Here is a 25,254-nt window from a genome sequence, read left to right on the forward strand (position 1 = left end):
AGCAGAAGCAATCAAAACCTATCAGCGAAACTTCGTCAAGCGCCATGCGATAAAAAGAGTTGTGGATAAAAGCATCGCGGGCAAGCCCGCGAATGCAATGGATCTGGCTGTGAATAACTGCAGCCGAGCATTGGACTGTGGATAACTCAGCTCTTCTTGATCTTCTCCGGCCGCTTCCAGCCGTCGATGTTCTTCTGACGAGCACGCCCGATGGCCAACTGGGATTTATCCACAGCCGAGGTAATAGTCGAACCGGCCGCCGTGGTCGCACCATCCAGGATATCCACAGGTGCTACCAACGAGTTGTTGGAACCAATGAACACATCTTCACCCAACACGGTTTTCCACTTGTTGGCGCCGTCATAGTTGCAAGTGATGGTGCCAGCACCGATGTTGGTGCGCGCGCCCACTTCAGCATCACCCAGATAAGCCAGGTGACCGGCCTTGGCGCCTTCTCCCAAGTGCGCGTTTTTCAACTCGACGAAGTTACCCACATGCGCCCGGGCTTCCAGCACGGTACCTGGACGCAGACGCGCGAATGGGCCGGCATCGCTGCCTTCACCCAGAATGGCGCCTTCGATATGGCTGTTGGCCTTGATGACCACGCCTTTGCGCAAGGTGCTGTCCTTGATCACGCAGTTCGGGCCGATCACCACGTCGTCTTCGATTACCACCTTGCCTTCGAGGATCACGTTGATGTCGATCAGCACGTCGCGGCCTACGGTCACGTCTGCGCGCACGTCGAAACGTGCCGGGTCGCGCAGCGTCACACCTTGAGCCATCAAACGACGACCGGCGCGCAATTGATAATGCCGCTCCAGCTCGGAAAGCTGCTTGCGGTCGTTGGCACCCTGCACTTCCATGGCGTCATGCGGTTGCTCGGTGGCCACCACCAGACCATCGCTCACTGCCATGGCAATGATGTCAGTCAGGTAGTACTCGCCCTGGGCGTTGTTATTGGAGAGGCGACTCATCCAGTCGCCAAGACGGGCAAAAGGCAGCGCCAGAATGCCGGTATTGCCTTCGGTGATCTGGCGTTGGGCTTCATCGGCATCTTTCTGCTCGACAATGGCGGCAACCTTGCCAGCGCTATCACGAACGATTCGGCCGTAACCGGTCGGGTCATCCAGTTCGACGGTCAGCAGGCCCAATTGCTCTGGACCCACTTGCTTGAGCAGGCGCTGCAGGGTTTCGACCTCGATCAACGGCACATCACCATAGAGCACCAGCACGGTGTCGGACTGAATGAATGGCACTGCTTGAGCAACGGCGTGACCGGTACCCAACTGTTTATCCTGCAGGACGAAGTTGAGGTCATCCGCCGCCAGGCGTTCGCGCACGGCGTCGGCACCATGACCGATTACGACGTGGATGCGCTGTGGATCAAGTTGCCGAGCGCTGTGGATAACATGACCGAGCATGGAGTTGCCGGCAATCGGGTGCAAAACTTTTGGCAAAGCGGAACGCATGCGCGTGCCTTGGCCTGCAGCGAGAATAACGATTTCAAGAGACATGACTGGCTACCAATCCTGGGTGGTCAGCGGCTGCGACCGGGTTGTAAAAATCGGAAAAGAAAAAAGGGTAGCCGAGGCTACCCTTTTTAATCAATCACACAACAAGTGCTGCCTTAGTGGCCGAACTTCTTGCGGATCTGCTGGACGGTGCGCAGCTGAGCTGCAGCCTCGGCCAGACGTGCGGCAGCGGAACCGTAATCGAATTCAGCGCCACGTTCATGCAAGGCCTTCTCGGCAGCCTTGACGGCTTCCTGAGCGGAGGCTTCATCCAGGTCGGCAGCACGTTGCACGGTGTCGGCAAGTACCTTGACCATGTTCGGCTGAACCTCGAGGAAACCACCGGAGATGTAATACACCTCCTCTTCCCCGCCCTGCTTGACCAGGCGGATCGGACCTGGCTTCAGATTAGTGATCAGCGGCGCGTGACCCAGAGCGATACCAAGATCACCCAGTGCACCGTGCGCAATCACCATCTCGACCAGACCGGAAAAGATTTCCCCTTCCGCGCTGACGATATCGCAATGGACTGTCATAGCCATCTGATTGCCTCAACCTAAATTAGCGCCCGTTGCCGGGCGCCGGGATTACAGTTTCTTGGCTTTCTCGATCGCTTCTTCGATGCCGCCAACCATGTAGAACGCTTGTTCTGGCAGGTGGTCGTAGTCACCGTTGAGGATGCCTTTGAAGCCAGCAATGGTGTCTTTCAGGGAAACGTATTTACCTGATGCACCGGTGAAGACTTCAGCCACGAAGAACGGCTGCGACAAGAAGCGCTGGATCTTACGAGCACGGTTTACCAACTGCTTGTCGGCTTCCGACAGCTCGTCCATACCCAGGATCGCAATGATGTCCTTCAGTTCTTTGTAACGCTGCAGAACGTACTGAACGCCGCGAGCGGTGTCGTAGTGGTCCTGGCCGATTACGTTCGGGTCCAGCTGGCGCGAAGTCGAGTCGAGTGGATCGACCGCCGGGTAGATACCCAGGGAAGCGATGTCACGGGACAGAACGACGGTAGCGTCCAAGTGGGCGAAGGTGGTCGCTGGCGACGGGTCGGTCAAGTCATCCGCAGGTACGTATACCGCCTGGATCGAAGTGATCGAACCTTCCTTGGTCGAAGTGATACGTTCTTGCAGAACGCCCATCTCTTCAGCCAGGGTCGGCTGGTAACCTACTGCCGAAGGCATACGGCCCAGCAGTGCGGATACTTCAGTACCGGCCAGGGTGTAACGATAGATGTTGTCGACGAACAGCAGAACGTCGTTACCTTCGTCACGGAACTTCTCGGCCATGGTCAGGCCGGTCAGAGCTACGCGCAGACGGTTACCCGGCGGCTCGTTCATCTGACCGTAAACCAGTGCCACTTTGTCCAGAACGTTGGAGTCCTTCATCTCGTGGTAGAAGTCGTTACCCTCACGAGTACGCTCACCCACACCGGCGAACACGGAATAACCGCTGTGCTCGATGGCGATGTTACGGATCAGTTCCATCATGTTTACGGTTTTGCCTACACCGGCACCACCGAACAGACCGACTTTACCGCCTTTGGCGAACGGGCAAACCAGGTCGATAACCTTGATGCCGGTTTCCAGCAGGTCGTTACCGCCTGCTTGTTCAGCGAACGAAGGTGCTGGACGGTGAATGCCCCAACGCTCTTCGGTGTCGATCGGACCAGCTTCGTCGATCGGGTTACCGAGGACGTCCATGATCCGGCCCAGAGTCGCTTTACCGACCGGTACGGAGATGGCTGCGCCAGAATCGGTAACTTCCAGACCGCGCTTCAAGCCCTCGGTGGAACCCATCGCAATGGTGCGAACCACGCCGTCGCCCAGCTGTTGCTGAACTTCCAGAGTGGTTTCAGCCGCGCTCATTACTTTCAGCGCGTTGTAGATGCTCGGTACGCTGTCGCGTGGAAATTCCACGTCGATAACGGCGCCGATGATTTGAACGATACGTCCGCTACTCATAGCTGGATCCTCTGAATATTTGAACCGTTAAACCGCGGCAGCGCCGCCGACGATTTCCGAGATCTCTTGGGTGATCGCAGCCTGACGCGCCTTGTTGTAGACCAGCTGCAAATCGCTGATCAAATCACCGGCGTTGTCGGTAGCGTTCTTCATCGCGATCATCCGCGCAGCCTGTTCAGCCGCGTTGTTCTCGACCACCGCCTGGTAGACCTGCGACTCGACGTAACGGACCATCAAGCCGTCAAGCAGCTCTTTGGCATCCGGTTCGTAGAGATAGTCCCAGTGGTGCTTGAGGTCTTGATCCGGGGTTGCCACCAGTGGAATCAACTGCTCCACGGTAGGCTGTTGCGTCATGGTGTTGATGAACTTGTTGGACACCACGGACAGGCGGTCAATACGGCCGTCCAGGTAGGCATCCAGCATCACCTTGACGCTGCCAATCAGATCATTGATCGACGGCTCTTCACCCAGGTGGCTGATAGCTGCTACGACGTTACCGCCGAAGTTGCGGAAGAAAGCCGCACCCTTGCTACCAACGACACACAGATCGATCTCGACGCCGTTTTCGCGGTTTACCGCCATGTCCTTGACCAGAGCCTTGAACAGGTTGGTGTTCAAGCCACCACACAAACCACGGTCACTGCTCACTACGACATAACCAACTCGCTTTACTTCACGGTCGATCATGAACGGGTGGCGATATTCCGGGTTAGCGTTGGCCAGATGACCAATAACCTGGCGGATGCGCTCCGCGTAAGGACGGCTAGCAGCCATGCGCATTTGTGCCTTGCGCATTTTACTGACCGCCACTTTTTCCATGGCGCTGGTAATCTTTTGCGTGCTTTTGATGCTCGCAATCTTACTGCGAATCTCTTTTGCGCCTGCCATGTAACACCTATCAGGTTAGCAAGCGGGAGCCTTGCGGCTCCCGCTGCGGCTTACCAGGTTTGGGTGGCCTTGAACTTCTCGATACCGGCTTTCATGCCAGCGTCGATTTCGTCATTGAAGTCACCCTTCACGTTGATCTTCGCCATCAAATCGGCGTGATCGCGGTTGAAGAAAGCAATCAGCGCTTGTTCGAAGCTGCCGATCTTGGCGATTTCAACGTCAGTCAGGAACCCACGCTCAGCGGCATACAGCGACAGCGCCATGTCAGCGATCGACATTGGTGCGTATTGCTTCTGCTTCATCAGCTCGGTAACGCGCTGACCATGCTCAAGTTGCTTACGGGTCGCTTCGTCCAGGTCAGAAGCGAACTGGGCGAATGCCGCCAGTTCACGGTACTGAGCCAGAGCGGTACGGATACCACCGGACAGCTTCTTGATGATCTTGGTCTGAGCGGCACCACCCACACGGGATACCGAAACACCGGCGTTCACTGCAGGGCGGATGCCCGAGTTGAACATGGCCGATTCCAGGAAGATCTGACCGTCGGTGATGGAAATCACGTTGGTCGGAACGAACGCGGAAACGTCGCCAGCCTGGGTTTCGATGATCGGCAGTGCGGTCAGGGAACCGGTTTTGCCGGTCACTGCGCCGTTGGTGAACTTCTCTACGTATTCTTCCGAAACGCGGGATGCGCGCTCCAGCAGACGGGAGTGGAGATAGAACACGTCGCCTGGGTAAGCTTCACGGCCTGGTGGACGGCGCAGCAGCAGGGAAATCTGGCGGTAAGCCACTGCTTGCTTGGACAGATCGTCATAAACGATCAGCGCGTCTTCACCGCGGTCGCGGAAGAATTCACCCATGGTGCAACCGGAGTACGGTGCCAGGAATTGCAGCGCAGGAGATTCCGAAGCACTGGCAGCCACGATGATCGTGTTGGCCAGGGCGCCGTTTTCTTCCAGCTTGCGAACCACGTTGGCGATGGTCGATTGTTTCTGACCGATCGCTACGTAGACGCAGAAAATGCCGCTGTTCTTCTGGTTGATGATCGCGTCGATCGCCAGAGCGGTTTTACCGATCTGACGGTCACCGATGATCAGCTCACGCTGGCCACGGCCGACCGGGATCATGGCATCGACAGCCTTGTAGCCAGTCTGTACAGGCTGGTCTACCGACTTACGCCAGATCACGCCTGGAGCAACTTTCTCGACCGCGTCGGTCTCGGTGTTGCCCAGTGGACCTTTGCCGTCAACAGGGTTACCCAGTGCGTCGACTACGCGACCCAGCAGTTCCTTACCAACCGGAACTTCGAGGATGCGGCCAGTGCACTTGGCGCTCATGCCTTCAGCCAGAGACTGGTATGCGCCCAGTACAACGGCACCTACGGAGTCTTGCTCCAGGTTGAGGGCCATGCCGAAGACGCCGCCCGGAAACTCGATCATCTCGCCGTACATTACGTCGGCCAGACCGTGAATCCGCACGATACCGTCAGATACGCTGACGACAGTGCCTTCGTTACGGGCTTGGGAGGTCACATCGAGCTTGTCGATGCGGCCCTTGATAATTTCACTTATTTCGGAAGGATTGAGTTGCTGCATTGCTCTGCTGCCCCTTCAAACTCAAGATTTCAATGCTTCGGCCAGTTTCGCGATTTTGCCGCGAATCGAGCCATCGATAACCAGGTCGCCGGCGCGGATGACGACACCACCAATAAGGGCAGCGTCCTCCGCAACTTGCAGGCGCACTTCCCGGTTGAGTCGTGCACTGAGAACCTTGGCGAGTTTGTCTTGCTGTTCTTGGTTCAATGCAAAAGCACTGGTCACTTCAACGTCTACCGACTTCTCTTGCTCGGCCTTGTACAGGTCGAAAAGAGCGGCAATCTCCGGCAATAGCAGGAGACGGTCGTTTTCGGCAACGACATTGATGAAGTTCTGTGCCTTGGCATCAAACTTGTCGCCACACACGTCAATGAACGTGGTGGCCTTTTCTGCGCTCGTCAGTCGCGGGGCCTTGAGCACGCGCTGCAGAGTGTCGTCTTGCGACACCGCTGCAGCCAGGCCGAGCATGGCTGACCAATTGGCCAGTTGCTGGTGGGCCTGAGCGTGCTCGAAGGCCGCCTTAGCGTAAGGTCGGGCCAACGTGGTCAGTTCTGCCATGATCGCCCTCGCTTAGATTTCAGCAGCCAGTTGGTTAACCAGCTTTGCGTGCGCGTTTTGATCGATTGTGGCACCCAGGATCTTCTCGGCGCCTTCGACTGCCAGCAAGCCCACTTGGGCACGCAGCACGTCTTTGACACTGTTCAGTTCCTGTTCGATCTCGGCCTGAGCCTGAACCTTCACACGGTCAGCGTCGACACGGGCTTTTTCAACAGCCTCTTCGACAATCTGATTACCGCGTTTCTTGGCTTGCTCGATGATTTCAGCTGCCTGAGCTTTCGCTTCGCGCAGTTGCTGACCCGCTTTCTCTTGGGCCAACTCCAGGTCGCGAGCTGCTCGGCTGGCAGCGTCCAGACCATCAGCGATCTTCTTTTGACGTTCGTGCAGAGCCGCAATGACCGGAGGCCATACGAACTTCATGCAGAACAGTACAAAAATCAGGAACGCAACGGACTGGCCAATCAGGGTCGCATTAATGTTCACGCCAACACCTCGCAGTTACGTTGTCCATCACACCAAATTACCCGGAAGATCCGAGTAATCAGCCAGCGATTTGACCAACGAACGGGTTCGCAAAGGTGAAGAACAGAGCGATACCAACACCGATCATGGTTACGGCGTCGAGCAGACCGGCAACGATGAACATTTTAACTTGCAGCATTGGAACCATTTCTGGCTGACGCGCTGCGCCTTCCAGGAACTTGCCGCCCAGCAGGCCGAAACCAATTGCGGTACCCAGTGCGCCCAGGCCGATCAACAGTGCAACAGCGATAGCGGTTAGACCAACTACAGTTTCCATCTTTCCTCCCGACTTTTACGTCGTATGGTTTAGGTTTTTTTAATTTAAAGCGGTAAAACAAATCGTTTCAGAGGCCCCGTTAAGAGCCCCCTCCCGTTTAACGGGGAGGGACATCAGACTAGTCGAGACTGGTCTTAATGGTTTTCTTCGTGTGCCATCGACAGGTAGACGATGGTCAGCATCATGAAGATGAACGCCTGCAGGGTGATGATCAGGATGTGGAACACAGCCCACGCCCACTGCAGAACAACGCCCAGGCCACTAAGCCAGAGCAGACCGCTGCCGAACATCACAGCAATCAGAATGAAGACCAGCTCGCCGGCATACATGTTGCCGAACAGACGCAGAGCCAGGGAGATCGGCTTGGCGATCAGGGTCACGAATTCCAGCAGGAAGTTCACCGGGATCAGCAGCGCCTGAAGGAAGATGTTCTTGCTGCCGAACGGGTGCAGGGTCAGCTCGCCGATGAAGCCGCCGAGGCCCTTGATCTTGATGCTGTAGAAAATGATCAGCGCGAACACCGAGAAGGCCATGGCCAGAGTAGCGTTCGGGTCGGTGGTCGACACGGCACGGAACGGGATGTGGTGATCGCCGGAGATCAGGATGGCCAGCTGAGGAATCCAGTCGACCGGTACCAGGTCGACGGCGTTCATCATGAACACCCAGACGAAGATGGTCAGTGCCAGTGGTGCAACCACCGGGCTACGGCCATGGAAGCTGTCTTTCACGCTGCCATCGACGAATTCGACCAATACTTCAACGAAGTTCTGCAAAGCACCAGGAACACCGGTAGTCGCCTTCTTCGCCGCCATGCGGAAAAGGAGAACGAAAATCAGACCCAATGCGACCGACCAGCCGAGAGTATCGACGTGGAAAGCCCAGAAGCCCATTTCCTTGGCTTCTGCTGCGGTGTGGGCAAAGCCCCAGCCGCCGTTGGGTAGCTGACCGAAGGTCAGGTTCTGCAAGTGGTGCTGGATATAGCCCGAAGCGGTTGTTTCTGCCATGGTTGCCTCAAACGCCCTAAGGTCTCGAAAGTCTTGTTCTCATCAGCAGGGGAGCGAACCAGCTGACCGACTGAGTCAGCACGAAGGCACCGAATACTGCAATCGGCGCCAGTGGCTTCACACCTGCAAACACCAGTGCAAACAGCACTGCCGTCAAAATCAGTTTGCCTGCCTCGCCGGCATAAAAAGACCGGACGATGGACTGGGCTGCTCGGGCGCCGGTAAACCGAAATGCCTTGTGAGCGAAATAAATATTGGGAAGCAAGGCTATCAGGCCTCCGCAAAGTCCCGAGTACCCGGCAACGACTCCATACCGTTGCCAGAGCGCCAAAGCGGCAATGAGCAGAACGACAAATTGAGCCATTAACACCGGAAAAACTGCCAGGCGATGGAAGGGCAGGCGGTTTGGCGTGCGGGTTTCCATCACTTTTACTCCCCAATGGTCGGCTGCCGAAATTCAATAACTTGGCATAATTTGTGCCGACAAAATGCGCGCAGAGTATAGGGGCGGTTCTGCCCCTATTCAACTGTCAGGTAGTGATTTCCGACTGCGCGCTACATGAGGAAATGTTTCAGCGGATATGCGCAAGTACGCCTTGAAGCTCATCCAGTGAGTTGTAGCCAATCACCAACTGCCCTTTACCCTTCTTACCGTGGCGGATCTGCACCGCAGAGCCTAGGCGCTCGGCCAGGCGCTGTTCAAGACGGGCGATATCCGGGTCCGGTTTTGCCGCTTCAACAGGCTCCGGTTTACCACTCAACCACTGGCGAACCAGTGCCTCGGTTTGGCGCACGGTCAGCCCGCGTGCGACAACATGTCGCGCCCCTTCAACCTGTTGAATTTCCGGCAAACCGAGCAAAGCACGGGCGTGACCCATTTCCAGGTCGCCGTGGGACAACATGGTCTTGATGACTTCCGGCAAGGAAATCAGGCGCAACAGGTTAGCCACTGTCACCCGGGACTTGCCCACTGCCTCGGCGACCTGTTGCTGGGTCAGCTGGAACTCCTGCTGCAACCGCTGCAGAGCCACCGCTTCTTCGATCGGGTTCAGGTCTTCGCGCTGGATGTTCTCGATCAGCGCGATGGCAATAGCGGTTTCATCGGGTACATCGCGAACCATCGCCGGGATGGTTTCCTTCCCGGCTTGCTGGCTGGCGCGCCAGCGGCGTTCGCCGGCAATGATTTCAAAACGGCCGCTGCCGATCGGGCGAACCACGATGGGCTGCATGACGCCCTGGGCCTTGATCGACTGCGCCAGCTCTTCGAGCGCCTGCGGATCCATGTCACGACGCGGCTGGTATTTGCCGCGCTGGAGCAGATCCAGGGGAAGGTGCTGCAGCTCACGCTGATCGGCTTGCGCCGCTTGTTCTTCCAGCGAGCTGACAGTCGGACCACTCAACAGAGCATCCAGTCCACGTCCGAGACCTCGTTTCTTGACGGCCATGGGGATTCCTTAAGTTGCCTGAGCAGCGGCGATGCGTGAGTTTTTGCGTTGACGACGAACCATTTCGCCCGCCAATGCCAGATAGGCAACGGCGCCTCGCGATGCTTTGTCGTACGCCAGCGCCGGCATGCCGTAGCTTGGCGCTTCGGCCAGACGGATGTTGCGCGGAATGACGGTGTCGTAGAGCTGTTCGCCGAAGTGTTCCTTGAGCTGCGCCGAGACATCGTTCATCAGGCTCAGGCGCGGGTCGTACATCGTCCGCAGCAGGCCTTCGACCTTCAGGTTCGGGTTCAGCAGTTCAGCGATACGCTTGATGTTATCCACAAGGTCGCTCAAGCCTTCGAGTGCGAAGTACTCGCACTGCATGGGGATAATTACCCCGTCGGCGGCAACCAGTGCGTTCAGGGTCAGCATCGACAGCGACGGTGGGCAGTCGATCAGGATGTAATCGTAGTTTTCCCGGATCGGCGCCAGCGCGCTGCGCAGACGGCTTTCCTTCATCTGCATTTCCAGCAGCACTACTTCGGCCGCGGTGAGGTCGCGGTTGGCTGGCAACAACTGGTAACCACCGTGTTCGGAAAAGTGCATGGCCTGGGCCAGGTCGCACTCACCGATCAGCAGGTCGTAGACCGAGTTTTCCAGGCCATGTTTATCCACACCGCTACCCATGGTGGCGTTGCCCTGTGGATCAAGGTCGATCAACAGCACCCGGCGCTTGGTCGCGACCAGGGATGCTGCGAGGTTGATGCAGGTGGTGGTTTTGCCCACGCCACCCTTTTGGTTCGCAATCGCGAATACCTTAGCCATTCTTGCTTGTGTTCCCAATCATGCCGTGCGGCGCAGTATCAGCAGATGGCGTTGGCCTTGGCAACCAGGTACGGCCAGGGCGTGTTCGCTATCGAGGTGGAAGTCTGCCGGCAATGCTACCAGCTCATCGGCCGGATGAACGCCCTTCATTGCCAGCCAGCGTGTTTCGCTATCGCCGAGGTGGCGAGTCCAGTTGCTGAAGTTCTCCATGCTGCTGAACGCCCGGGAAATGATCCCGTTGAACGGCTGGGCAGGCTGGAAGGCTTCAACGCGACTGTGGATAACTTGCAGGTTATCCAGTTTGAGTTCGAGTTTTACCTGGGTCAGGAAGCGGGTTTTCTTGCCGTTGCTGTCCAGGCAGGTCACCTGGGACTCGGGAAACAGGATCGCCAGCGGAATGCCAGGCATGCCGCCGCCACTGCCGACGTCGAGCCAACGACCGTTTTCGATGAACGACATCACACTCAGGCTATCGAGCAAGTGACGGGAAACCATTTCGTCCGGATCACGCACGGCGGTGAGGTTGTAAGCCTTGTTCCATTTGATCAACAGGGCCAGGTAACCCAGCAGTTGTGCGTGCTGGGTTTCTGTCAGCGTGACGCCAAGCTGGCGGGCACCTGTGGATAACTCTTCTGCGTGTTGCGAAGTGACCAACGAACTCAAGCGCTTTGCTCCAACTGACGGCCCGCGCCGCGTTTTTTCAAATGAATCATCAACAGCGAAATGGCTGCCGGCGTAACGCCCGGGATACGCGAGGCCTGGCCCAAGGTTTCTGGACGGGTCGCGCCGAGCTTGCTCTGGATCTCTTTGGAGAGACCGGAAATATTTGTGTAATCGATATCCACAGGCAATTTGGTGTCTTCGCTGGCGCGCAGGCGGGCGATTTCATCCTGTTGACGATCGATGTAGCCGGCGTACTTGGTCTTGATTTCGACCTGCTCGGCAACCTGTGGATCTTCTGCGCCCCCACCGGTCACGGCGATCAGACCAGCGTAGTCGATTTCCGGACGGCTCAAGAGATTGAGCAGGTTGTATTCGTGAGTCAGTGGCGTGCCGAACTTTTCGGCAATCGCATCGCCTTGTTCGGTGCCCGGGCGTACCCAGGTGCTTTTCAGGCGCTGCTCTTCGAGTTCGATGCTTTCGCGTTTTTTGCAGAAAGCCGCCCAGCGCACGTCATCCACCAGGCCCAGTTCGCGACCTTTTTCGGTCAAACGCAGGTCGGCGTTGTCTTCGCGCAGAATCAGACGGTATTCGGCACGGGACGTGAACATCCGATACGGCTCTTGGGTACCGAGGGTAATCAGGTCGTCGACCAACACGCCAATGTAGGCCTCGTCGCGACGCGGGCACCAGGCGTCTTTGCCTTGCGCACGCAGCGCAGCGTTGGTCCCGGCGAGCAACCCTTGGGCACCGGCTTCTTCGTAACCGGTTGTGCCGTTGATTTGCCCGGCGAAGAACAGGCCGCCGATGACTTTGGTTTCCAGGCTGAATTTCAAATCCCGTGGATCGAAGTAGTCGTACTCGATCGCGTAGCCCGGACGCACGATGTGCGCGTTTTCCATGCCGCGGATCGATTGCACGATCTGCAATTGCACGTCGAACGGCAAGCTTGTGGATATCCCGTTCGGATACAACTCATGGGTGGTCAAACCTTCCGGTTCGATGAACACCTGATGGCTTTCCTTGTCGGCAAAGCGATGGATCTTGTCTTCGATCGACGGGCAATAACGCGGGCCGATGCCTTCGATCTCACCGGCAGCGGAATACATCGGCGAACGGTCGAGGTTCGCGGCAATGATTTCGTGGGTGCGGGCGTTGGTATGAGTAATCCAGCAGCTGACTTGCTTCGGATGCTGCTCTTTGGACCCCATGAACGACATCACCGGGATCGGCGTATCACCCGGTTGCTCGGACATCACCGAGAAATCCACAGACCGGCCGTCGATACGCGGCGGAGTACCGGTTTTCAAACGACCCACACGCAATGGCAGTTCACGCAGACGGTGAGCCAGCGCGATCGATGGCGGATCACCGGCGCGACCGCCGGAAAAATTCTGCAAACCGATGTGGATAAGTCCACCGAGGAATGTGCCAGTGGTCAACACCACGGAATCGGCGAGGAAACGCAGGCCCATTTGGGTGACAACACCACGGACTTGTTCCTGCTCGACGATCAAGTCGTCAGCGGCCTGTTGAAATATCCACAGGTTCGGCTGGTTCTCCAGGATTTCGCGGACAGCTGCCTTGTACAGAACCCGGTCTGCCTGTGCGCGGGTTGCTCGCACGGCCGGGCCTTTGCGGCTGTTCAACACGCGAAACTGGATACCGCCTTTATCGGTAGCCATGGCCATCGCGCCGCCGAGGGCGTCGATTTCCTTGACCAGGTGGCTTTTGCCGATCCCGCCAATGGCCGGATTGCAACTCATGGCACCGAGGGTTTCCACGTTGTGCGTCAGCAACAGGGTTTTAACCCCCATACGTGCTGAGGCCAGTGCTGCCTCGGTACCGGCATGACCGCCGCCGATGACGATCACTTCAAAACGGGAAGGGAAATCCACCACGCACCTCGTGCCTGCTTAAGTAGGTAATTCAGGAATAGTTTGAGCTCAGGTTTTTGGACCTGGTCGACAAGTATAGGGACTTCGCCCTTCCTAAAGAACCCTTTGCACAAAATTTAACCAGCTGTGGAAAAGTCGGAGTTATAGAAATTAAAAAGAAAGAAATTTATTAAATCTTTGTTTTTATGTTTATTTCTATGCAGGCAACTATCTGTGGATAGATCTATGAAGCCCTTTGTTTTCAATGTGTACAGAGATTCAAAACCCTGTGTTCATGTGCCAATGAGGCCCTTGGATAACCGGTGTAAGCCTGTGGATGAAAGGGGTGGTTATCCACAGATGCGGTTATGTTCAGTTTTAGAGCCCTGTTATCAACTGACCTTAGCTGCGGTTATTCACAGGGCTTAATCCACAGAAAAGTGCCGTTCGCTCGAAATTCGGGTACAGGAATTGCGTTCAAACAGACGAAGTCCGCTCGGCACTGGAGGTTTTTTTCAGAAAAGGAGGGAGCAGACAGGCACGAATGGCCTGTCTGTGAATAACAGGAGGGCTACTTACCGATACAGAAGCTGGAGAAAATTCGCCCCAGCAGATCGTCAGAGCTGAAAGCACCGGTGATTTCACCCAGCGACTGCTGAGCCTGGCGCAAATCCTCGGCCAACAACTCGCCAGCGCCGGCCAGGGTCAATTGGGCACGGCCATGCTCGAGGGCAGTACTGGCATGACGTAGCGCCTCAAGGTGTCGCCGGCGAGCACTGAAGCTGCTTTCGGACGTTTGTTCATAGCCCATGCAGGCCTTGAGGTGATCACGCAGCAGCTCTAGCCCGACACCACCAGACTTGGCGCTCAGGCTGATGGTGACATGGCCGTCGTCGCTGACCTCCATGGCAATGGGTTCAGCCGTAAGGTCGGCCTTGTTGCGGATCAGGGTGACTTTCGCGGGATCGGGACGGATTTCGAGAAACTCCGGCCAGAGTGCGAACGGATCGAGGGCTTCAGGTGCCGTGGCATCGACCACCAGCAGTACCCGATCCGCTTCGCCAATGGCTTTCAAGGCACGCTCTACGCCGATTTTTTCCACATGATCATCGGTATCGCGCAGACCGGCGGTATCCACCACGTGCAGCGGCATGCCATCGATGTGGATATGTTCACGAAGCACGTCACGGGTGGTGCCAGCAATTTCGGTCACGATCGCCGCTTCACGCCCGGCCAGTGCATTGAGCAGGCTGGATTTACCGGCATTCGGACGACCGGCAATCACCACGGTCATGCCGTCACGCAGCAAGGCACCCTGCCCGGCTTCGCGCATGACGGTAGATAACTCGTCGCGCACTTTGTCGAGCATGCTCAGGACGTGGCCATCGGCGAGGAAGTCGATTTCCTCTTCCGGGAAATCGATGGCCGCTTCGACATAGATGCGCAGGCCGATCAATTGCTCGGTGAGGTTATGCACACGTGACGAGAAGGCACCCTGCAGGGAGCGCAACGCGTTTCGCGCAGCCTGGGCAGAACTGGCTTCAATCAGGTCGGCAATGGCTTCGGCCTGGGCGAGGTCCAGTTTGTCGTTGAGGAAGGCGCGCTCACTGAACTCCCCCGGTCGGGCGAGACGGCAACCCAGTTCCAGGCAACGCTTGAGCAACATATCCAGAACGATCGGGCCACCATGACCTTGCAGCTCCAGTACATCTTCGCCGGTGAACGAGTTTGGCCCTGGAAAATACAGCGTGATGCCCTGGTCCAGCACCTCGTCGTTTTCACCGAGAAACGGACCGTAGTGGGCAAATCGCGGCTTGAGCTCGCGACCGCTGAAAGCCTTGGCCGCAACGCTGGCCAACGGCCCGGAAATACGCACGATGCCTACACCGCCACGACCTTGAGCGGTGGCGACGGCGGCGATGGTTTCACGAGGAACGCTCATAAACCGGTATCCAGACAAAAGTGACAGATAGCAAAACGCCCCACTAGGGGGCGTTTTGAGTGGTTATCCACAGTGTAAATCAGGCAGCTGCTTTGGTAGCCGCTTCGATCTTACGCGTGATGTACCACTGTTGGGCGATCGACAGGCAGTTGTTCACTACCCAGTACAGCACCAGACCCGCCGGGAACCACAGGAAGAAGAAGGTGAAGATGATTGGCATCAGCTTCATCACCTTGGCCTGCATCGGATCCGGTGGAGTCGGGTTCAACTGCTGCTGGATGAACATGGTTGCACCCATGATGATCGGCAGAATGAAGAACGGATCCTTGATCGACAGGTCAGTGATCCACAGCATGAACGGCGCCTGGCGCATTTCGACGCTTTCCAGCAGAACCCAGTACAGCGAGAGGAAAACCGGCATCTGCACGAGGATTGGCAAGCAACCACCCAGCGGATTGATCTTCTCTTTCTTGTACAGCTCCATCATGGATTGCGACATTTTCTGCCGGTCATCGCCATGTTGCTCTTTCAGCGCGGCCAGTTTCGGTGCCACTGCACGCATGCGCGCCATGGATTTGTAGCTGGCAGCCGACAGTGGGAAGAAAATCCCTTTGATCAGCATGGTCAGGAAGATGATCGACCAGCCCCAGTTACCCACAATGGCGTGGATGTGTTGCAGCAACCAGAAGATCGGTTGGGCGATGAACCACAGAATGCCGTAGTCGACCGTCAGTTCCAGACCTGGGGACAACTCTTTCAGCACGGCCTGGCTTTTCGGACCGGCGTACAGAACAGCACTGGTCTCGGCCTTGGCACCCGGCGCAACACTCATCGATGGGCCGGTGTAGCCGATGATGTAGTTGCCTTTGCTGTCTTTACGGGTCTGGACGACGTTGTTTTCGCCCTTGGCCGGTATCCATGCGGTCACGAAGTAGTGCTGCAACCAGGCAACCCAACCGCCAGTGATGGTTTCTTTCAGCGGCGCCTTGTCCATGTCCTTCATGGACACTTTCTTGTACGGCTCGGAACTTGTCCACAGGGCAGCGCCCAGGTAAGTCGCGGTGCCGGTGGCGGTTGTGGAAGATGGATCGGCGCTGGCGTCACGCTTCAATTGCGCGAACATCGCACCGGTCCAGGGCTGAGCGCTCTGGTTGTCGATCAGGTAGGAAACGGTTACGTCATACAGGCCACGTTTCAGGGTGAAACGCTTGATGTAGTTGACGCCGTCCTTGCTGAACTTCAGGTCCACGACCAATTGGTCCTGACCGTCAGCCAGCTGATAAACCTTCTTCTCCGAGGAATAAACCGGACGACCGGCCGGATTGGCATCCGGACCGTTGGTGCCGATCAGACCGCTTTGCGCCAGATAAGTACGTTCGCCGCCGTTATCGAACAGCTGGAACGGAATTTCCGGGTGATCCTGACGACGCGGATACAGCGGCAGGGTCAGCTGGGCAACATCACCACCTTGTGGGTCGACAGCCAGGTCCAGTACATCCGTTTTGATCTGGATGAGGTCCTTGCTCACAGCCACCGGCGTTTCGGCAGGTGCGCTGGTGTCGCTTGCAGCACGTGGAATGTCGTCACTGGCGGAAGCGTTGGAGCCAGATGCCGTATCCGGCAGGCCCGATGCAGTCGTATTGGTGGCAACATTCTGAGTCGGCAGGGCAGCCTGGCCATAGTCCTGGTTCCATTTAAGAACCATAACGTAGGACACGATTGCCAGGGCGACGATCAGGATCGTGCGTTTGATATCCATGATTACTCGGCCATCGAAGAAGAACGGGAGGTAGGGATAGGTGGAACCGGGTCATAACCACCGGGATTCCACGGATGACAGCGACCTAAACGACGAAAGGTCAGCCAGCCACCGCGAAGAAGGCCATGATTTTCGATGGCTTCTAACGCGTAGCAGGAACAACTGGGGTAGAAACGACAGTGACTGGCCATCAGGGGACTAATGGCATAGCGATAAAACTGGATCGGAACGAGTGCCAGTTTACGCATCTGGACTGTCTACCCCTACAGTTTCGGTTTTGACTGCTGGTACCGGCGAACTGCGAGCCAGACGTTTCCAGAGTTTGCCGAAATGCTGAATCAATTCGGGGTTTTCTACATCACCCAAACCTTTGCGCGCGACGATAACGATGTCCCAACCGACCAGAGAGTCCTGGTTCAGGCGAAACGATTCGCGCATCAGACGTTTGAGGCGATTGCGCTCGACGGAGAGCTTTACGCTCTTTTTCCCGATAACCAACCCGAGACGGGGGTGATCGAGATCGTTGTTGCGCGCAAGGAGCAGGAGATTTTTCCCCGGAACCTTGCCGGTAGGGGAGTCAAAGACTGCCTTGAATTGCCGGGGGGTAAGCAGACGCTTTTCCCGACTGAAGTCCTGACTCACCTCCAGTGCCGGATTATCAAACTGCCAGACGCGCACGACCTTTGGCGCGACGACGCGACAGGACGGCACGACCGTTCTTGGTAGCCATGCGAGCACGGAAACCGTGGGTACGAGCGCGTTTGATAGTGCTTGGTTGGAAAGTACGTTTCATTGTCGTGTTACCTGGTTCGTCCACAACGGGCCGGAATGGCCCCCGTTTTAAGAGACCGGGGATTCTAGAGAAAGCAAGCCTTCAGGTCAATTTCCAACCAGCGTTTCCTTATAAATAGATCTCCGGACGTTTTGCGCTGAACGAACCGTCGGCAAATATAAAAATAAGAAAGGAAAGTATTTAAAGCTTTTCTGTAAAGCTTATAAAAGCTAGGCCCGCGCCCATCTGTGGATAAGTCGATTAAGCCCTTGTGTTACCTGATGTACAGAGAATGACAACTACAGTGGAAAACAGTGTTCAGCCTGTGCTGCGCTGTCGGATAACCTGTGTGTGGAAGGTCGGTTTATCCACAGGCCGGTTATCCACCGAGTTCCGCCCCCACTTGTGCAATGACCTTAACCCCGGTTATCCACAGAGCTTATGCACAGACCACTGGTCGTCTTTTTTGCGTATGAAACGGTGATTCTTCTTGGTCGATGAACCACCTTCGTGTGGATAAGTCGGCGTCTGGTCGCTACAATGGCCGCTTGTTTTTGCCTCACCGGCTTTCAACTTAGGGGATATCCGTGTCAGTGGAACTTTGGCAGCAGTGCGTGGAGCTTTTGCGCGATGAGCTGCCTGCCCAACAATTCAACACTTGGATCCGTCCACTACAGGTCGAAGCCGAAGGCGACGAGTTGCGTGTCTATGCACCCAATCGTTTTGTTCTGGACTGGGTCAACGAAAAGTACCTGGGGCGTGTTCTCGAATTGCTCGATGAGCACGGCAATGGCATGGCGCCTGCGCTTTCCTTGTTAATAGGCAGCAAACGCAGTTCGGCACCCCGTGCCGCGCCCAATGCTCCCCTGGCTGCCGCCGCTTCCCAGGCCCAGGCTGCTCAAGCGCCTGCCAGTCCACCGCCAGCACCTGCCGCCGCATCGACCAAACGTACGACGCGAAAAGTGGATGAGGTCACCGAGCAAGAACCTTCTCGTGACAGCTTCGACCCCATGGCCGGCGCCAGTTCGCAACAGGCCCCGGTTCGCGCCGAGCAACGTACCGTGCAGGTCGAAGGTGCGCTCAAGCACACCAGTTACCTGAATCGCACCTTTACCTTCGAGAACTTCGTTGAAGGTAAATCCAACCAGTTGGCGCGCGCCGCCGCCTGGCAGGTGGCAGACAACCCCAAGCACGGTTACAACCCGCTCTTCCTTTATGGTGGCGTCGGCCTGGGTAAAACCCACTTGATGCACGCTGTGGGTAACCATCTATTAAAGAAGAACCCGAATGCCAAGGTGGTGTACCTGCATTCCGAGCGTTTTGTGGCGGACATGGTCAAGGCTCTGCAACTGAACGCGATCAACGAGTTCAAACGCTTCTACCGTTCGGTGGATGCATTGCTGATCGATGACATTCAGTTCTTTGCCCGGAAGGAGCGTTCCCAGGAAGAGTTTTTCCACACCTTCAACGCCCTGCTCGAAGGTGGCCAGCAGGTCATTCTCACCAGTGACCGCTACCCGAAGGAAATCGAAGGCCTTGAAGAACGTCTCAAATCCCGTTTTGGCTGGGGCCTGACCGTAGCGGTCGAGCCGCCGGAGCTGGAAACCCGCGTGGCGATCCTGATGAAGAAGGCCGATCAGGCCAAAGTCGAGTTGCCGCACGACGCGGCGTTCTTCATTGCCCAACGCATTCGCTCCAACGTACGTGAGCTGGAAGGCGCGCTCAAACGCGTGATCGCGCACTCGCACTTCATGGGCCGCGATATCACCATCGAGCTGATTCGCGAATCCCTGAAGGACTTGTTGGCGTTGCAGGATAAACTGGTCTCTGTGGATAACATTCAGCGCACCGTCGCCGAGTACTACAAGATCAAGATATCCGATTTGCTGTCCAAACGCCGTTCGCGTTCGGTCGCTCGTCCGCGTCAGGTCGCCATGGCGTTGTCCAAGGAACTGACCAACCACAGCCTGCCGGAAATTGGCGATGTGTTTGGTGGTCGCGACCATACAACGGTCTTGCACGCGTGCCGCAAGATCAACGAACTTAAGGAATCCGACGCGGACATCCGCGAGGACTACAAGAACCTGCTGCGTACACTGACCACTTGATGAATACCAGCGCAGCTAATTAAGGCAAGGGACTAGACCATGCATTTCACCATTCAACGCGAAGCCCTGTTGAAACCCCTGCAACTGGTCGCAGGCGTCGTCGAGCGCCGACAGACCTTGCCGGTGCTTTCCAACGTGCTGCTGGTTGTCGAAGGCCAGCAATTGTCGCTGACCGGTACCGACCTGGAAGTCGAGCTGGTCGGTCGTGTTCAACTCGAAGAGCCGGCGGATCCGGGTTCCATCACCGTGCCGGCGCGCAAGCTGATGGACATCTGCAAAAGCCTGCCGAACGATGCGCTGATCGACATCAAGGTCGATGAGCAGAAGCTCGTGGTCAAAGCCGGCCGTAGTCGCTTTACCCTGTCGACACTACCGGCCAACGATTTCCCTACCGTGGAAGAAGGCCCGGGTTCGCTGACCTGCAGCCTGGAGCAAAGCAAACTGCGTCGTCTGATCGAGCGCACCAGCTTCGCCATGGCCCAGCAGGACGTGCGTTACTACCTTAATGGCATGCTGCTGGAAGTGTCCGCTGGCGTGATCCGCGCCGTGGCCACTGACGGTCACCGTCTGGCCATGTGCTCGATGCAGGCCGATATCGGTCAGCCGGATCGTCACCAGGTCATCGTGCCGCGTAAAGGTATCCTCGAGCTGGCTCGTCTGCTCACCGAGCCGGACGGCAATGTCAGCATCGTGCTGGGTCAGCACCACATCCGCGCCACCACCGGTGAGTTCACCTTCACCTCGAAGCTGGTCGACGGAAAATTCCCGGACTATGAGCGTGTTCTGCCTAAAGGCGGCGACAAGCTGGTACTGGGCGATCGCCAGGCGCTGCGCGAAGCGTTCAGCCGTACCGCGATTCTGTCCAACGAGAAGTACCGTGGTATCCGTCTGCAACTGGCCAGCGGTCAGCTGAAGATCCAGGCGAACAACCCGGAGCAGGAAGAAGCGGAAGAAGAAGTGGGCGTTGAATACAACGGTGGCTCTCTGGAAATCGGCTTCAACGTGAGCTACCTGCTCGACGTACTGGGCGTGATGACCACCGAGCAGGTTCGTCTGATCTTGTCCGACTCCAACAGTAGCGCGCTGGTGCAGGAATCGGATAACGACGACTCGGCCTACGTTGTCATGCCGATGCGTCTGTAATCATGCTCAGCAGAAGCTAGATGTCCTTAAGTCGCGTCTCGGTCACCGCGGTGCGCAATCTGCACCCGGTGACCTTCTCCCCCTCCCCCCGCATCAATATTCTTTACGGCGCCAACGGCAGCGGCAAAACCAGTGTTCTGGAAGCCATCCATCTGCTGGGGCTTGCCCGTTCGTTTCGCAGCACCCGTCTGTTGCCGGTGATTCAATACGAACAGCTTGCCTGTACGGTCTTTGGCCAGGTTGAACTGGCGGAGGGTGGGCATAGCGCTTTGGGCATCTCACGGGATCGACAAGGCGAATTCCAGATCCGTATCGATGGGCAGAATGCGCGCAGTGCCGCGCAACTGGCCGAGATCCTGCCGCTGCAACTGATCAATCCGGACAGCTTTCGATTGCTGGAAGGTGCGCCGAAAATTCGCCGGCAGTTTCTCGACTGGGGCGTGTTCCACGTGGAACCGCGCTTCATGTCAACCTGGCAGCGCTTGCAGAAGGCCCTGCGCCAGAGAAACTCTTGGCTGCGGCATGGTACACTTGACGCCGTTTCGCAAGCGGTTTGGGACAGGGAGCTGTGCCAGGCCAGCGCTGAAATTGATGAATACCGCCGCGCTTATATCAAAGCCTTGAAACCAGTCTTTGAACAAACCTTGAGCGATCTGGTTGAGCTTGAAGGCTTGACGCTCAGCTATTACCGCGGCTGGGACAAGGACCGTGAACTGAGTGCTGTGCTCGCTGGGTCTCTTCAGCGGGACCAGCAAATGGGGCATACCCAGGCCGGACCACAACGCGCTGATTTGCGTCTCAGACTGGGTGCGCACAACGCCGCGGACATCTTGTCCCGTGGCCAGCAGAAGTTGGTGGTTTGCGCATTGCGGATTGCCCAAGGGCACTTGGTCAGCCAGGCTCGGCGCGGTCAGTGTATTTATCTGGTGGATGACTTGCCGTCCGAGCTGGACGAGCACCACCGTCGTGCGCTTTGCCGCTTGTTGGAAGACTTACGCTGCCAGGTCTTTATCACCTGTGTAGATCACGAATTATTGAGGGAAGGCTGGCAGACGGAAACGCCAGTCGCTCTGTTCCACGTGGAACAGGGCCGTATCACCCAGACCCACGACCATCGGGAGTGAAGGCATTGAGCGAAGAAAATACGTACGACTCAACGAGCATTAAAGTGCTGAAAGGCCTGGATGCCGTACGCAAACGTCCCGGTATGTACATTGGTGACACCGACGATGGCAGCGGTCTGCACCACATGGTGTTCGAAGTGGTCGATAACTCGATCGACGAAGCTCTCGCCGGCCACTGCGACGACATCAGCATCATCATTCACCCGGATGAGTCCATCACCGTTCGTGACAACGGTCGCGGCATCCCGGTAGACGTGCACAAAGAAGAAGGCGTTTCGGCAGCCGAGGTCATCATGACCGTGCTGCACGCCGGCGGTAAGTTCGACGACAACTCCTACAAAGTATCCGGCGGTCTGCACGGTGTAGGTGTGTCGGTGGTGAACGCACTGTCCAAAGAACTGGTCCTGACCGTTCGCCGCAGCGGTAAAATCTGGGAACAGACTTACGTCCACGGTGTTCCACAAGAACCGATGAAAATCGTTGGTGAGAGTGAAACCACGGGCACCCAGATTCACTTCAAGCCATCGGCCGAGACGTTCAAGAACATCCACTTCAGCTGGGACATCCTGGCCAAGCGGATTCGTGAACTGTCCTTCCTCAACTCCGGTGTTGGCATCGTCCTCAAGGATGAACGCAGTGGCAAGGAAGAGTTGTTCAAGTACGAAGGCGGCCTGCGTGCGTTCGTTGAATACCTGAACACCAACAAGACTGCGGTCAACCAGGTGTTTCACTTCAACATTCAGCGCGAAGACGGCATCGGCGTGGAAATCGCCCTGCAGTGGAACGACAGCTTCAACGAGAACCTGTTGTGCTTCACCAACAACATTCCACAGCGCGACGGCGGTACTCACCTGGTGGGTTTCCGTTCCGCGCTGACGCGTAACCTCAACACCTACATCGAAGCAGAAGGCCTGGCGAAGAAGCACAAAGTTGCCACCACCGGTGACGATGCCCGTGAAGGCCTGACCGCGATCATTTCGGTGAAAGTACCGGATCCGAAGTTCAGCTCCCAGACCAAAGACAAGCTGGTGTCTTCCGAAGTGAAGACCGCGGTCGAACAGGAAATGGGCAAGTACTTCTCCGACTTCCTGCTGGAAAACCCGAACGAAGCCAAGCTGGTCGTCGGCAAGATGATCGATGCGGCGCGTGCCCGTGAAGCGGCGCGTAAAGCCCGTGAAATGACCCGTCGCAAAGGTGCGCTGGATATCGCCGGCCTGCCGGGCAAACTGGCTGACTGCCAGGAAAAAGACCCTGCCCTTTCCGAACTGTACCTCGTGGAGGGTGACTCTGCTGGCGGCTCCGCCAAGCAGGGACGTAACCGTCGGACCCAAGCCATCCTGCCGCTGAAGGGCAAGATCCTGAACGTCGAGAAGGCGCGTTTTGACAAGATGATCTCTTCGCAAGAAGTGGGCACCTTGATCACCGCGCTGGGCTGCGGCATCGGCCGCGACGAGTACAACATCGACAAGCTGCGTTACCACAACATCATCATCATGACCGATGCTGACGTCGACGGTTCGCACATCCGTACCCTGCTGCTGACCTTCTTCTTCCGTCAGTTGCCGGAGCTGATCGAACGCGGCTACATCTACATCGCTCAGCCGCCGCTGTACAAAGTGAAGAAAGGCAAGCAAGAGCAATACATCAAAGACGACGACGCCATGGAAGAGTACATGACGCAGTCGGCCCTGGAAGATGCGAGCCTGCACCTGAACGAAGAAGCTCCTGGCATTTCCGGTGAAGCACTTGAGCGTCTGGTGAATGACTTCCGTCTGGTGATGAAGACTCTCAAGCGTCTGTCGCGCCTGTACCCACAGGAGCTGACCGAGCACTTCATCTACCTGCCAGCGGTGAGCATGGAGCAACTGTCCGATCACGCAGCGATGCAAGATTGGCTGGCTCAGTACGAAGTTCGCTTGCGCACCGTAGAGAAGTCCGGCCTGGTTTACAAAGCCAGCCTGCGTGAAGACCGTGAACGTAACGTCTGGCTGCCAGAGGTCGAACTGATCTCCCACGGCCTGTCGAACTACGTCACCTTCAACCGCGACTTCTTCGGCAGCAACGATTACAAGACTGTCGTTTCGCTAGGCGCTCAACTGAGCACCCTGCTGGACGACGGCGCGTACATCCAGCGTGGCGAGCGCAAGAAGCCGGTGACGGAGTTCAAGGAAGCCCTTGAATGGCTGATGGCTGAAAGCACCAAGCGTCACACCATCCAGCGATACAAAGGTCTGGGCGAAATGAACCCGGATCAGCTGTGGGAAACCACCATGGACCCAAGCCAGCGCCGGATGCTCAAAGTGACCATCGAAGACGCCATTGGCGCGGACCAGATCTTCAACACCCTGATGGGTGATGCGGTCGAACCACGTCGTGACTTCATCGAAAGCAACGCCCTGGCGGTGTCCAACCTGGACTTCTGATCCCGGTCGATGCCAACGAAAAGGCCAATGCATTTGCATTGGCCTTTTTTATTGCCTGAGTTTCACTCGCTCGCCGGCGCCACGCTCTCCAACCGATACCCATACCCGTAAATCGTCAGCAACTGCCAACCGCGATCCGCTGTCAGGCCAAGCTTGTTGCGCAGGCGATAGATGTGGGTGTCCAGCGGCCGTGACGACGACATTTCTTCATGGGGCCAGAGTCGTTCGTACAGGTAATCCCGCGACAGGGGTCGACCGAGGTTGCTGAACAGGCAATGCGCCAGGCGGTATTCGCGTTCGGTCATGACGATTGGTTTGCCGTCGCGAGTGACGGTCAGTTCGGCGTCGTCGAAAACCAGATCATTGAAGCTCAACCCTTCGGCAGCCGCGCGCTGCTGGCCGTGTCGGCGCAGGACCGCGCCAACGCGGGCTTTCAGTTCATTGGGGCGGAACGGTTTGCTGACGTAGTCGTCGGCGCCAGCATTCAGGGCCTGAACGATATCGCTTTCGCCGTCGCGACTGGTGAGCATGATTGCCGCCGGCGGCGCTTCCATATGTTCGCGGGTCCATAGCAGCAATGACAAACCCGTGAGGTCTGGAAGTTGCCAGTCGAGGATCAGCAGGTCGAAGGTCTCCCGACGCAGTTGGCGCAACAGGTCTTCGGCCCGTTCGAAGCTGTGCAGCGACCACGGCTGCTCTCCGGTTTCGGCCATCTGTTGCAGGGTTTGTTCGACCCGGCGCAGTTCGGCGGGCTCATCGTCCAGAATCGCAACGCGCATACACGGTGATTCCTTGTCGCTTGGGCAGCTCTTTATCGACGATAGCGGCTCAATCGATACAGTGAAAGCAAGCGGCCCGCCGTTGGTCGCGGC

The 25,254-nt window shown here is 57.0% G+C and carries 24 protein-coding genes; 4 read left to right on the forward strand and 20 right to left on the reverse strand.

From position 1 onward, the window contains the following. Positions 1–146: 146 nt before the first annotated feature. From glmU to rpmH, 19 genes are all read right to left on the reverse strand, one after another. Positions 147–1,514, reverse strand: a complete 1,368-nt coding sequence (glmU, locus tag AC1D19_RS09985) for a bifunctional UDP-N-acetylglucosamine diphosphorylase/glucosamine-1-phosphate N-acetyltransferase GlmU (RefSeq protein ID WP_477763104.1) — start codon at positions 1,512–1,514, stop codon at positions 147–149. A gap of 113 nt (positions 1,515–1,627) precedes the next feature. Continuing rightward, positions 1,628–2,053, reverse strand: coding sequence for a F0F1 ATP synthase subunit epsilon (locus AC1D19_RS09990; protein WP_007969909.1), 426 nt, complete (start codon positions 2,051–2,053; stop codon positions 1,628–1,630). A 45-nt stretch (positions 2,054–2,098) separates the two neighbouring features. Beyond that, positions 2,099–3,478 carry a F0F1 ATP synthase subunit beta gene (atpD, locus tag AC1D19_RS09995; RefSeq protein WP_034152182.1) on the reverse strand — a complete coding sequence of 460 codons (1,380 nt, stop codon included), beginning with the start codon at positions 3,476–3,478 and terminating at the stop codon, positions 2,099–2,101. 27 nt (positions 3,479–3,505) lie between these two features. Next, on the reverse strand, positions 3,506–4,366 hold the full coding sequence (gene atpG, locus AC1D19_RS10000) for a F0F1 ATP synthase subunit gamma (protein WP_085723558.1): 861 nt from the start codon (positions 4,364–4,366) through the stop codon (positions 3,506–3,508). 50 nt (positions 4,367–4,416) lie between these two features. Beyond that, positions 4,417–5,961, reverse strand: a complete 1,545-nt coding sequence (gene atpA / locus AC1D19_RS10005) for a F0F1 ATP synthase subunit alpha (RefSeq protein WP_030132553.1) — start codon at positions 5,959–5,961, stop codon at positions 4,417–4,419. Between the two features lie 21 nt (positions 5,962–5,982). Beyond that, the gene (locus tag AC1D19_RS10010) at positions 5,983–6,519 is read right to left on the reverse strand and encodes a F0F1 ATP synthase subunit delta (RefSeq protein ID WP_108218799.1); all 537 of its coding nucleotides are present in this window, start codon (positions 6,517–6,519) and stop codon (positions 5,983–5,985) included. Between the two features lie 12 nt (positions 6,520–6,531). Next, positions 6,532–7,002 carry a F0F1 ATP synthase subunit B gene (locus AC1D19_RS10015; protein WP_116262423.1) on the reverse strand — a complete coding sequence of 157 codons (471 nt, stop codon included), beginning with the start codon at positions 7,000–7,002 and terminating at the stop codon, positions 6,532–6,534. Between the two features lie 58 nt (positions 7,003–7,060). Beyond that, positions 7,061–7,318: a F0F1 ATP synthase subunit C gene (gene atpE, locus AC1D19_RS10020; protein WP_003097235.1), complete on the reverse strand. Its 258-nt coding sequence runs from the start codon at positions 7,316–7,318 to the stop codon at positions 7,061–7,063. A gap of 134 nt (positions 7,319–7,452) precedes the next feature. Then, positions 7,453–8,322 carry a F0F1 ATP synthase subunit A gene (atpB, locus tag AC1D19_RS10025; protein ID WP_477754448.1) on the reverse strand — a complete coding sequence of 290 codons (870 nt, stop codon included), beginning with the start codon at positions 8,320–8,322 and terminating at the stop codon, positions 7,453–7,455. A gap of 16 nt (positions 8,323–8,338) precedes the next feature. Then, positions 8,339–8,746 carry a F0F1 ATP synthase subunit I gene (locus tag AC1D19_RS10030; protein WP_477763105.1) on the reverse strand — a complete coding sequence of 136 codons (408 nt, stop codon included), beginning with the start codon at positions 8,744–8,746 and terminating at the stop codon, positions 8,339–8,341. 148 nt (positions 8,747–8,894) lie between these two features. After that, positions 8,895–9,767 (reverse strand): ParB/RepB/Spo0J family partition protein, encoded by an 873-nt coding sequence (locus AC1D19_RS10035; RefSeq protein ID WP_108218795.1) that lies wholly within the window; start codon positions 9,765–9,767, stop codon positions 8,895–8,897. Between the two features lie 9 nt (positions 9,768–9,776). Then, positions 9,777–10,574 carry a ParA family protein gene (locus tag AC1D19_RS10040; RefSeq protein ID WP_007969897.1) on the reverse strand — a complete coding sequence of 266 codons (798 nt, stop codon included), beginning with the start codon at positions 10,572–10,574 and terminating at the stop codon, positions 9,777–9,779. A gap of 18 nt (positions 10,575–10,592) precedes the next feature. Next, a complete protein-coding gene (gene rsmG / locus AC1D19_RS10045) occupies positions 10,593–11,237 on the reverse strand; it encodes a 16S rRNA (guanine(527)-N(7))-methyltransferase RsmG (RefSeq protein ID WP_007969895.1) in 645 nt (214 codons plus the stop codon). After that, entirely contained in the window at positions 11,234–13,132 is a 1,899-nt protein-coding gene (gene mnmG, locus AC1D19_RS10050) for a tRNA uridine-5-carboxymethylaminomethyl(34) synthesis enzyme MnmG (protein ID WP_477763106.1), read from the reverse strand. The genes rsmG and mnmG overlap by 4 nt, the downstream gene beginning before the upstream one ends. A 550-nt stretch (positions 13,133–13,682) precedes the next feature. Next, on the reverse strand, positions 13,683–15,053 hold the full coding sequence (mnmE, locus tag AC1D19_RS10055; RefSeq protein WP_477754446.1) for a tRNA uridine-5-carboxymethylaminomethyl(34) synthesis GTPase MnmE: 1,371 nt from the start codon (positions 15,051–15,053) through the stop codon (positions 13,683–13,685). A 79-nt stretch (positions 15,054–15,132) separates the two neighbouring features. Continuing rightward, a complete protein-coding gene (yidC, locus tag AC1D19_RS10060) occupies positions 15,133–16,812 on the reverse strand; it encodes a membrane protein insertase YidC (RefSeq protein WP_477763107.1) in 1,680 nt (559 codons plus the stop codon). A 2-nt stretch (positions 16,813–16,814) separates the two neighbouring features. Further along, the gene (gene yidD, locus AC1D19_RS10065) at positions 16,815–17,060 is read right to left on the reverse strand and encodes a membrane protein insertion efficiency factor YidD (protein WP_010207715.1); all 246 of its coding nucleotides are present in this window, start codon (positions 17,058–17,060) and stop codon (positions 16,815–16,817) included. Then, positions 17,053–17,454: a ribonuclease P protein component gene (gene rnpA, locus AC1D19_RS10070; protein ID WP_056727027.1), complete on the reverse strand. Its 402-nt coding sequence runs from the start codon at positions 17,452–17,454 to the stop codon at positions 17,053–17,055. Before rnpA ends, yidD begins: the two co-directional genes overlap by 8 nt. A 16-nt stretch (positions 17,455–17,470) precedes the next feature. Beyond that, on the reverse strand, positions 17,471–17,605 hold the full coding sequence (gene rpmH, locus AC1D19_RS10075; protein WP_003213577.1) for a 50S ribosomal protein L34: 135 nt from the start codon (positions 17,603–17,605) through the stop codon (positions 17,471–17,473). Between the two features lie 566 nt (positions 17,606–18,171). Between rpmH and dnaA the strand changes: the two genes are divergently transcribed. From dnaA to gyrB, 4 genes are read left to right on the forward strand one after another with little or no spacing between them, the layout of a single operon-like run. Continuing rightward, entirely contained in the window at positions 18,172–19,692 is a 1,521-nt protein-coding gene (gene dnaA, locus AC1D19_RS10080) for a chromosomal replication initiator protein DnaA (protein WP_477759768.1), read from the forward strand. 39 nt (positions 19,693–19,731) lie between these two features. Then, positions 19,732–20,835: a DNA polymerase III subunit beta gene (gene dnaN, locus AC1D19_RS10085; protein WP_007969885.1), complete on the forward strand. Its 1,104-nt coding sequence runs from the start codon at positions 19,732–19,734 to the stop codon at positions 20,833–20,835. Between the two features lie 20 nt (positions 20,836–20,855). After that, entirely contained in the window at positions 20,856–21,959 is a 1,104-nt protein-coding gene (recF, locus tag AC1D19_RS10090) for a DNA replication/repair protein RecF (protein WP_007985068.1), read from the forward strand. A 5-nt stretch (positions 21,960–21,964) separates the two neighbouring features. Continuing rightward, positions 21,965–24,382: a DNA topoisomerase (ATP-hydrolyzing) subunit B gene (gyrB, locus tag AC1D19_RS10095; protein WP_057397325.1), complete on the forward strand. Its 2,418-nt coding sequence runs from the start codon at positions 21,965–21,967 to the stop codon at positions 24,380–24,382. Between the two features lie 62 nt (positions 24,383–24,444). On the opposite strand, the gene AC1D19_RS10100 is transcribed toward gyrB, so the two are convergent. Beyond that, positions 24,445–25,161, reverse strand: coding sequence for a response regulator transcription factor (locus AC1D19_RS10100; RefSeq protein ID WP_477763108.1), 717 nt, complete (start codon positions 25,159–25,161; stop codon positions 24,445–24,447). Positions 25,162–25,254 lie beyond the last annotated feature (93 nt).

This window comes from Pseudomonas sp. P1_C12 (assembly GCF_056406435.1).

What these genes read in the sequence shown, in the direction of transcription:
- glmU (WP_477763104.1), bottom strand. Translation starts at nt 1,514, where the DNA reads ATGTCTCTTGAAATCGTTATTCTCGCTGCAGGCCAAGGCACGCGCATG.
- AC1D19_RS09990 (WP_007969909.1), bottom strand. Translation starts at nt 2,053, where the DNA reads ATGGCTATGACAGTCCATTGCGATATCGTCAGCGCGGAAGGGGAAATC.
- atpD (WP_034152182.1), bottom strand. Translation starts at nt 3,478, where the DNA reads ATGAGTAGCGGACGTATCGTTCAAATCATCGGCGCCGTTATCGACGTG.
- atpG (WP_085723558.1), bottom strand. Translation starts at nt 4,366, where the DNA reads ATGGCAGGCGCAAAAGAGATTCGCAGTAAGATTGCGAGCATCAAAAGC.
- atpA (WP_030132553.1), bottom strand. Translation starts at nt 5,961, where the DNA reads ATGCAGCAACTCAATCCTTCCGAAATAAGTGAAATTATCAAGGGCCGC.
- AC1D19_RS10010 (WP_108218799.1), bottom strand. Translation starts at nt 6,519, where the DNA reads ATGGCAGAACTGACCACGTTGGCCCGACCTTACGCTAAGGCGGCCTTC.
- atpE (WP_003097235.1), bottom strand. Translation starts at nt 7,318, where the DNA reads ATGGAAACTGTAGTTGGTCTAACCGCTATCGCTGTTGCACTGTTGATC.
- atpB (WP_477754448.1), bottom strand. Translation starts at nt 8,322, where the DNA reads ATGGCAGAAACAACCGCTTCGGGCTATATCCAGCACCACTTGCAGAAC.
- AC1D19_RS10030 (WP_477763105.1), bottom strand. Translation starts at nt 8,746, where the DNA reads ATGGAAACCCGCACGCCAAACCGCCTGCCCTTCCATCGCCTGGCAGTT.
- AC1D19_RS10035 (WP_108218795.1), bottom strand. Translation starts at nt 9,767, where the DNA reads ATGGCCGTCAAGAAACGAGGTCTCGGACGTGGACTGGATGCTCTGTTG.
- AC1D19_RS10040 (WP_007969897.1), bottom strand. Translation starts at nt 10,574, where the DNA reads ATGGCTAAGGTATTCGCGATTGCGAACCAAAAGGGTGGCGTGGGCAAA.
- mnmE (WP_477754446.1), bottom strand. Translation starts at nt 15,053, where the DNA reads ATGAGCGTTCCTCGTGAAACCATCGCCGCCGTCGCCACCGCTCAAGGT.
- yidC (WP_477763107.1), bottom strand. Translation starts at nt 16,812, where the DNA reads ATGGATATCAAACGCACGATCCTGATCGTCGCCCTGGCAATCGTGTCC.
- yidD (WP_010207715.1), bottom strand. Translation starts at nt 17,060, where the DNA reads ATGCGTAAACTGGCACTCGTTCCGATCCAGTTTTATCGCTATGCCATT.
- rpmH (WP_003213577.1), bottom strand. Translation starts at nt 17,605, where the DNA reads ATGAAACGTACTTTCCAACCAAGCACTATCAAACGCGCTCGTACCCAC.
- dnaN (WP_007969885.1), top strand. Translation starts at nt 19,732, where the DNA reads ATGCATTTCACCATTCAACGCGAAGCCCTGTTGAAACCCCTGCAACTG.
- recF (WP_007985068.1), top strand. Translation starts at nt 20,856, where the DNA reads ATGTCCTTAAGTCGCGTCTCGGTCACCGCGGTGCGCAATCTGCACCCG.
- AC1D19_RS10100 (WP_477763108.1), bottom strand. Translation starts at nt 25,161, where the DNA reads ATGCGCGTTGCGATTCTGGACGATGAGCCCGCCGAACTGCGCCGGGTC.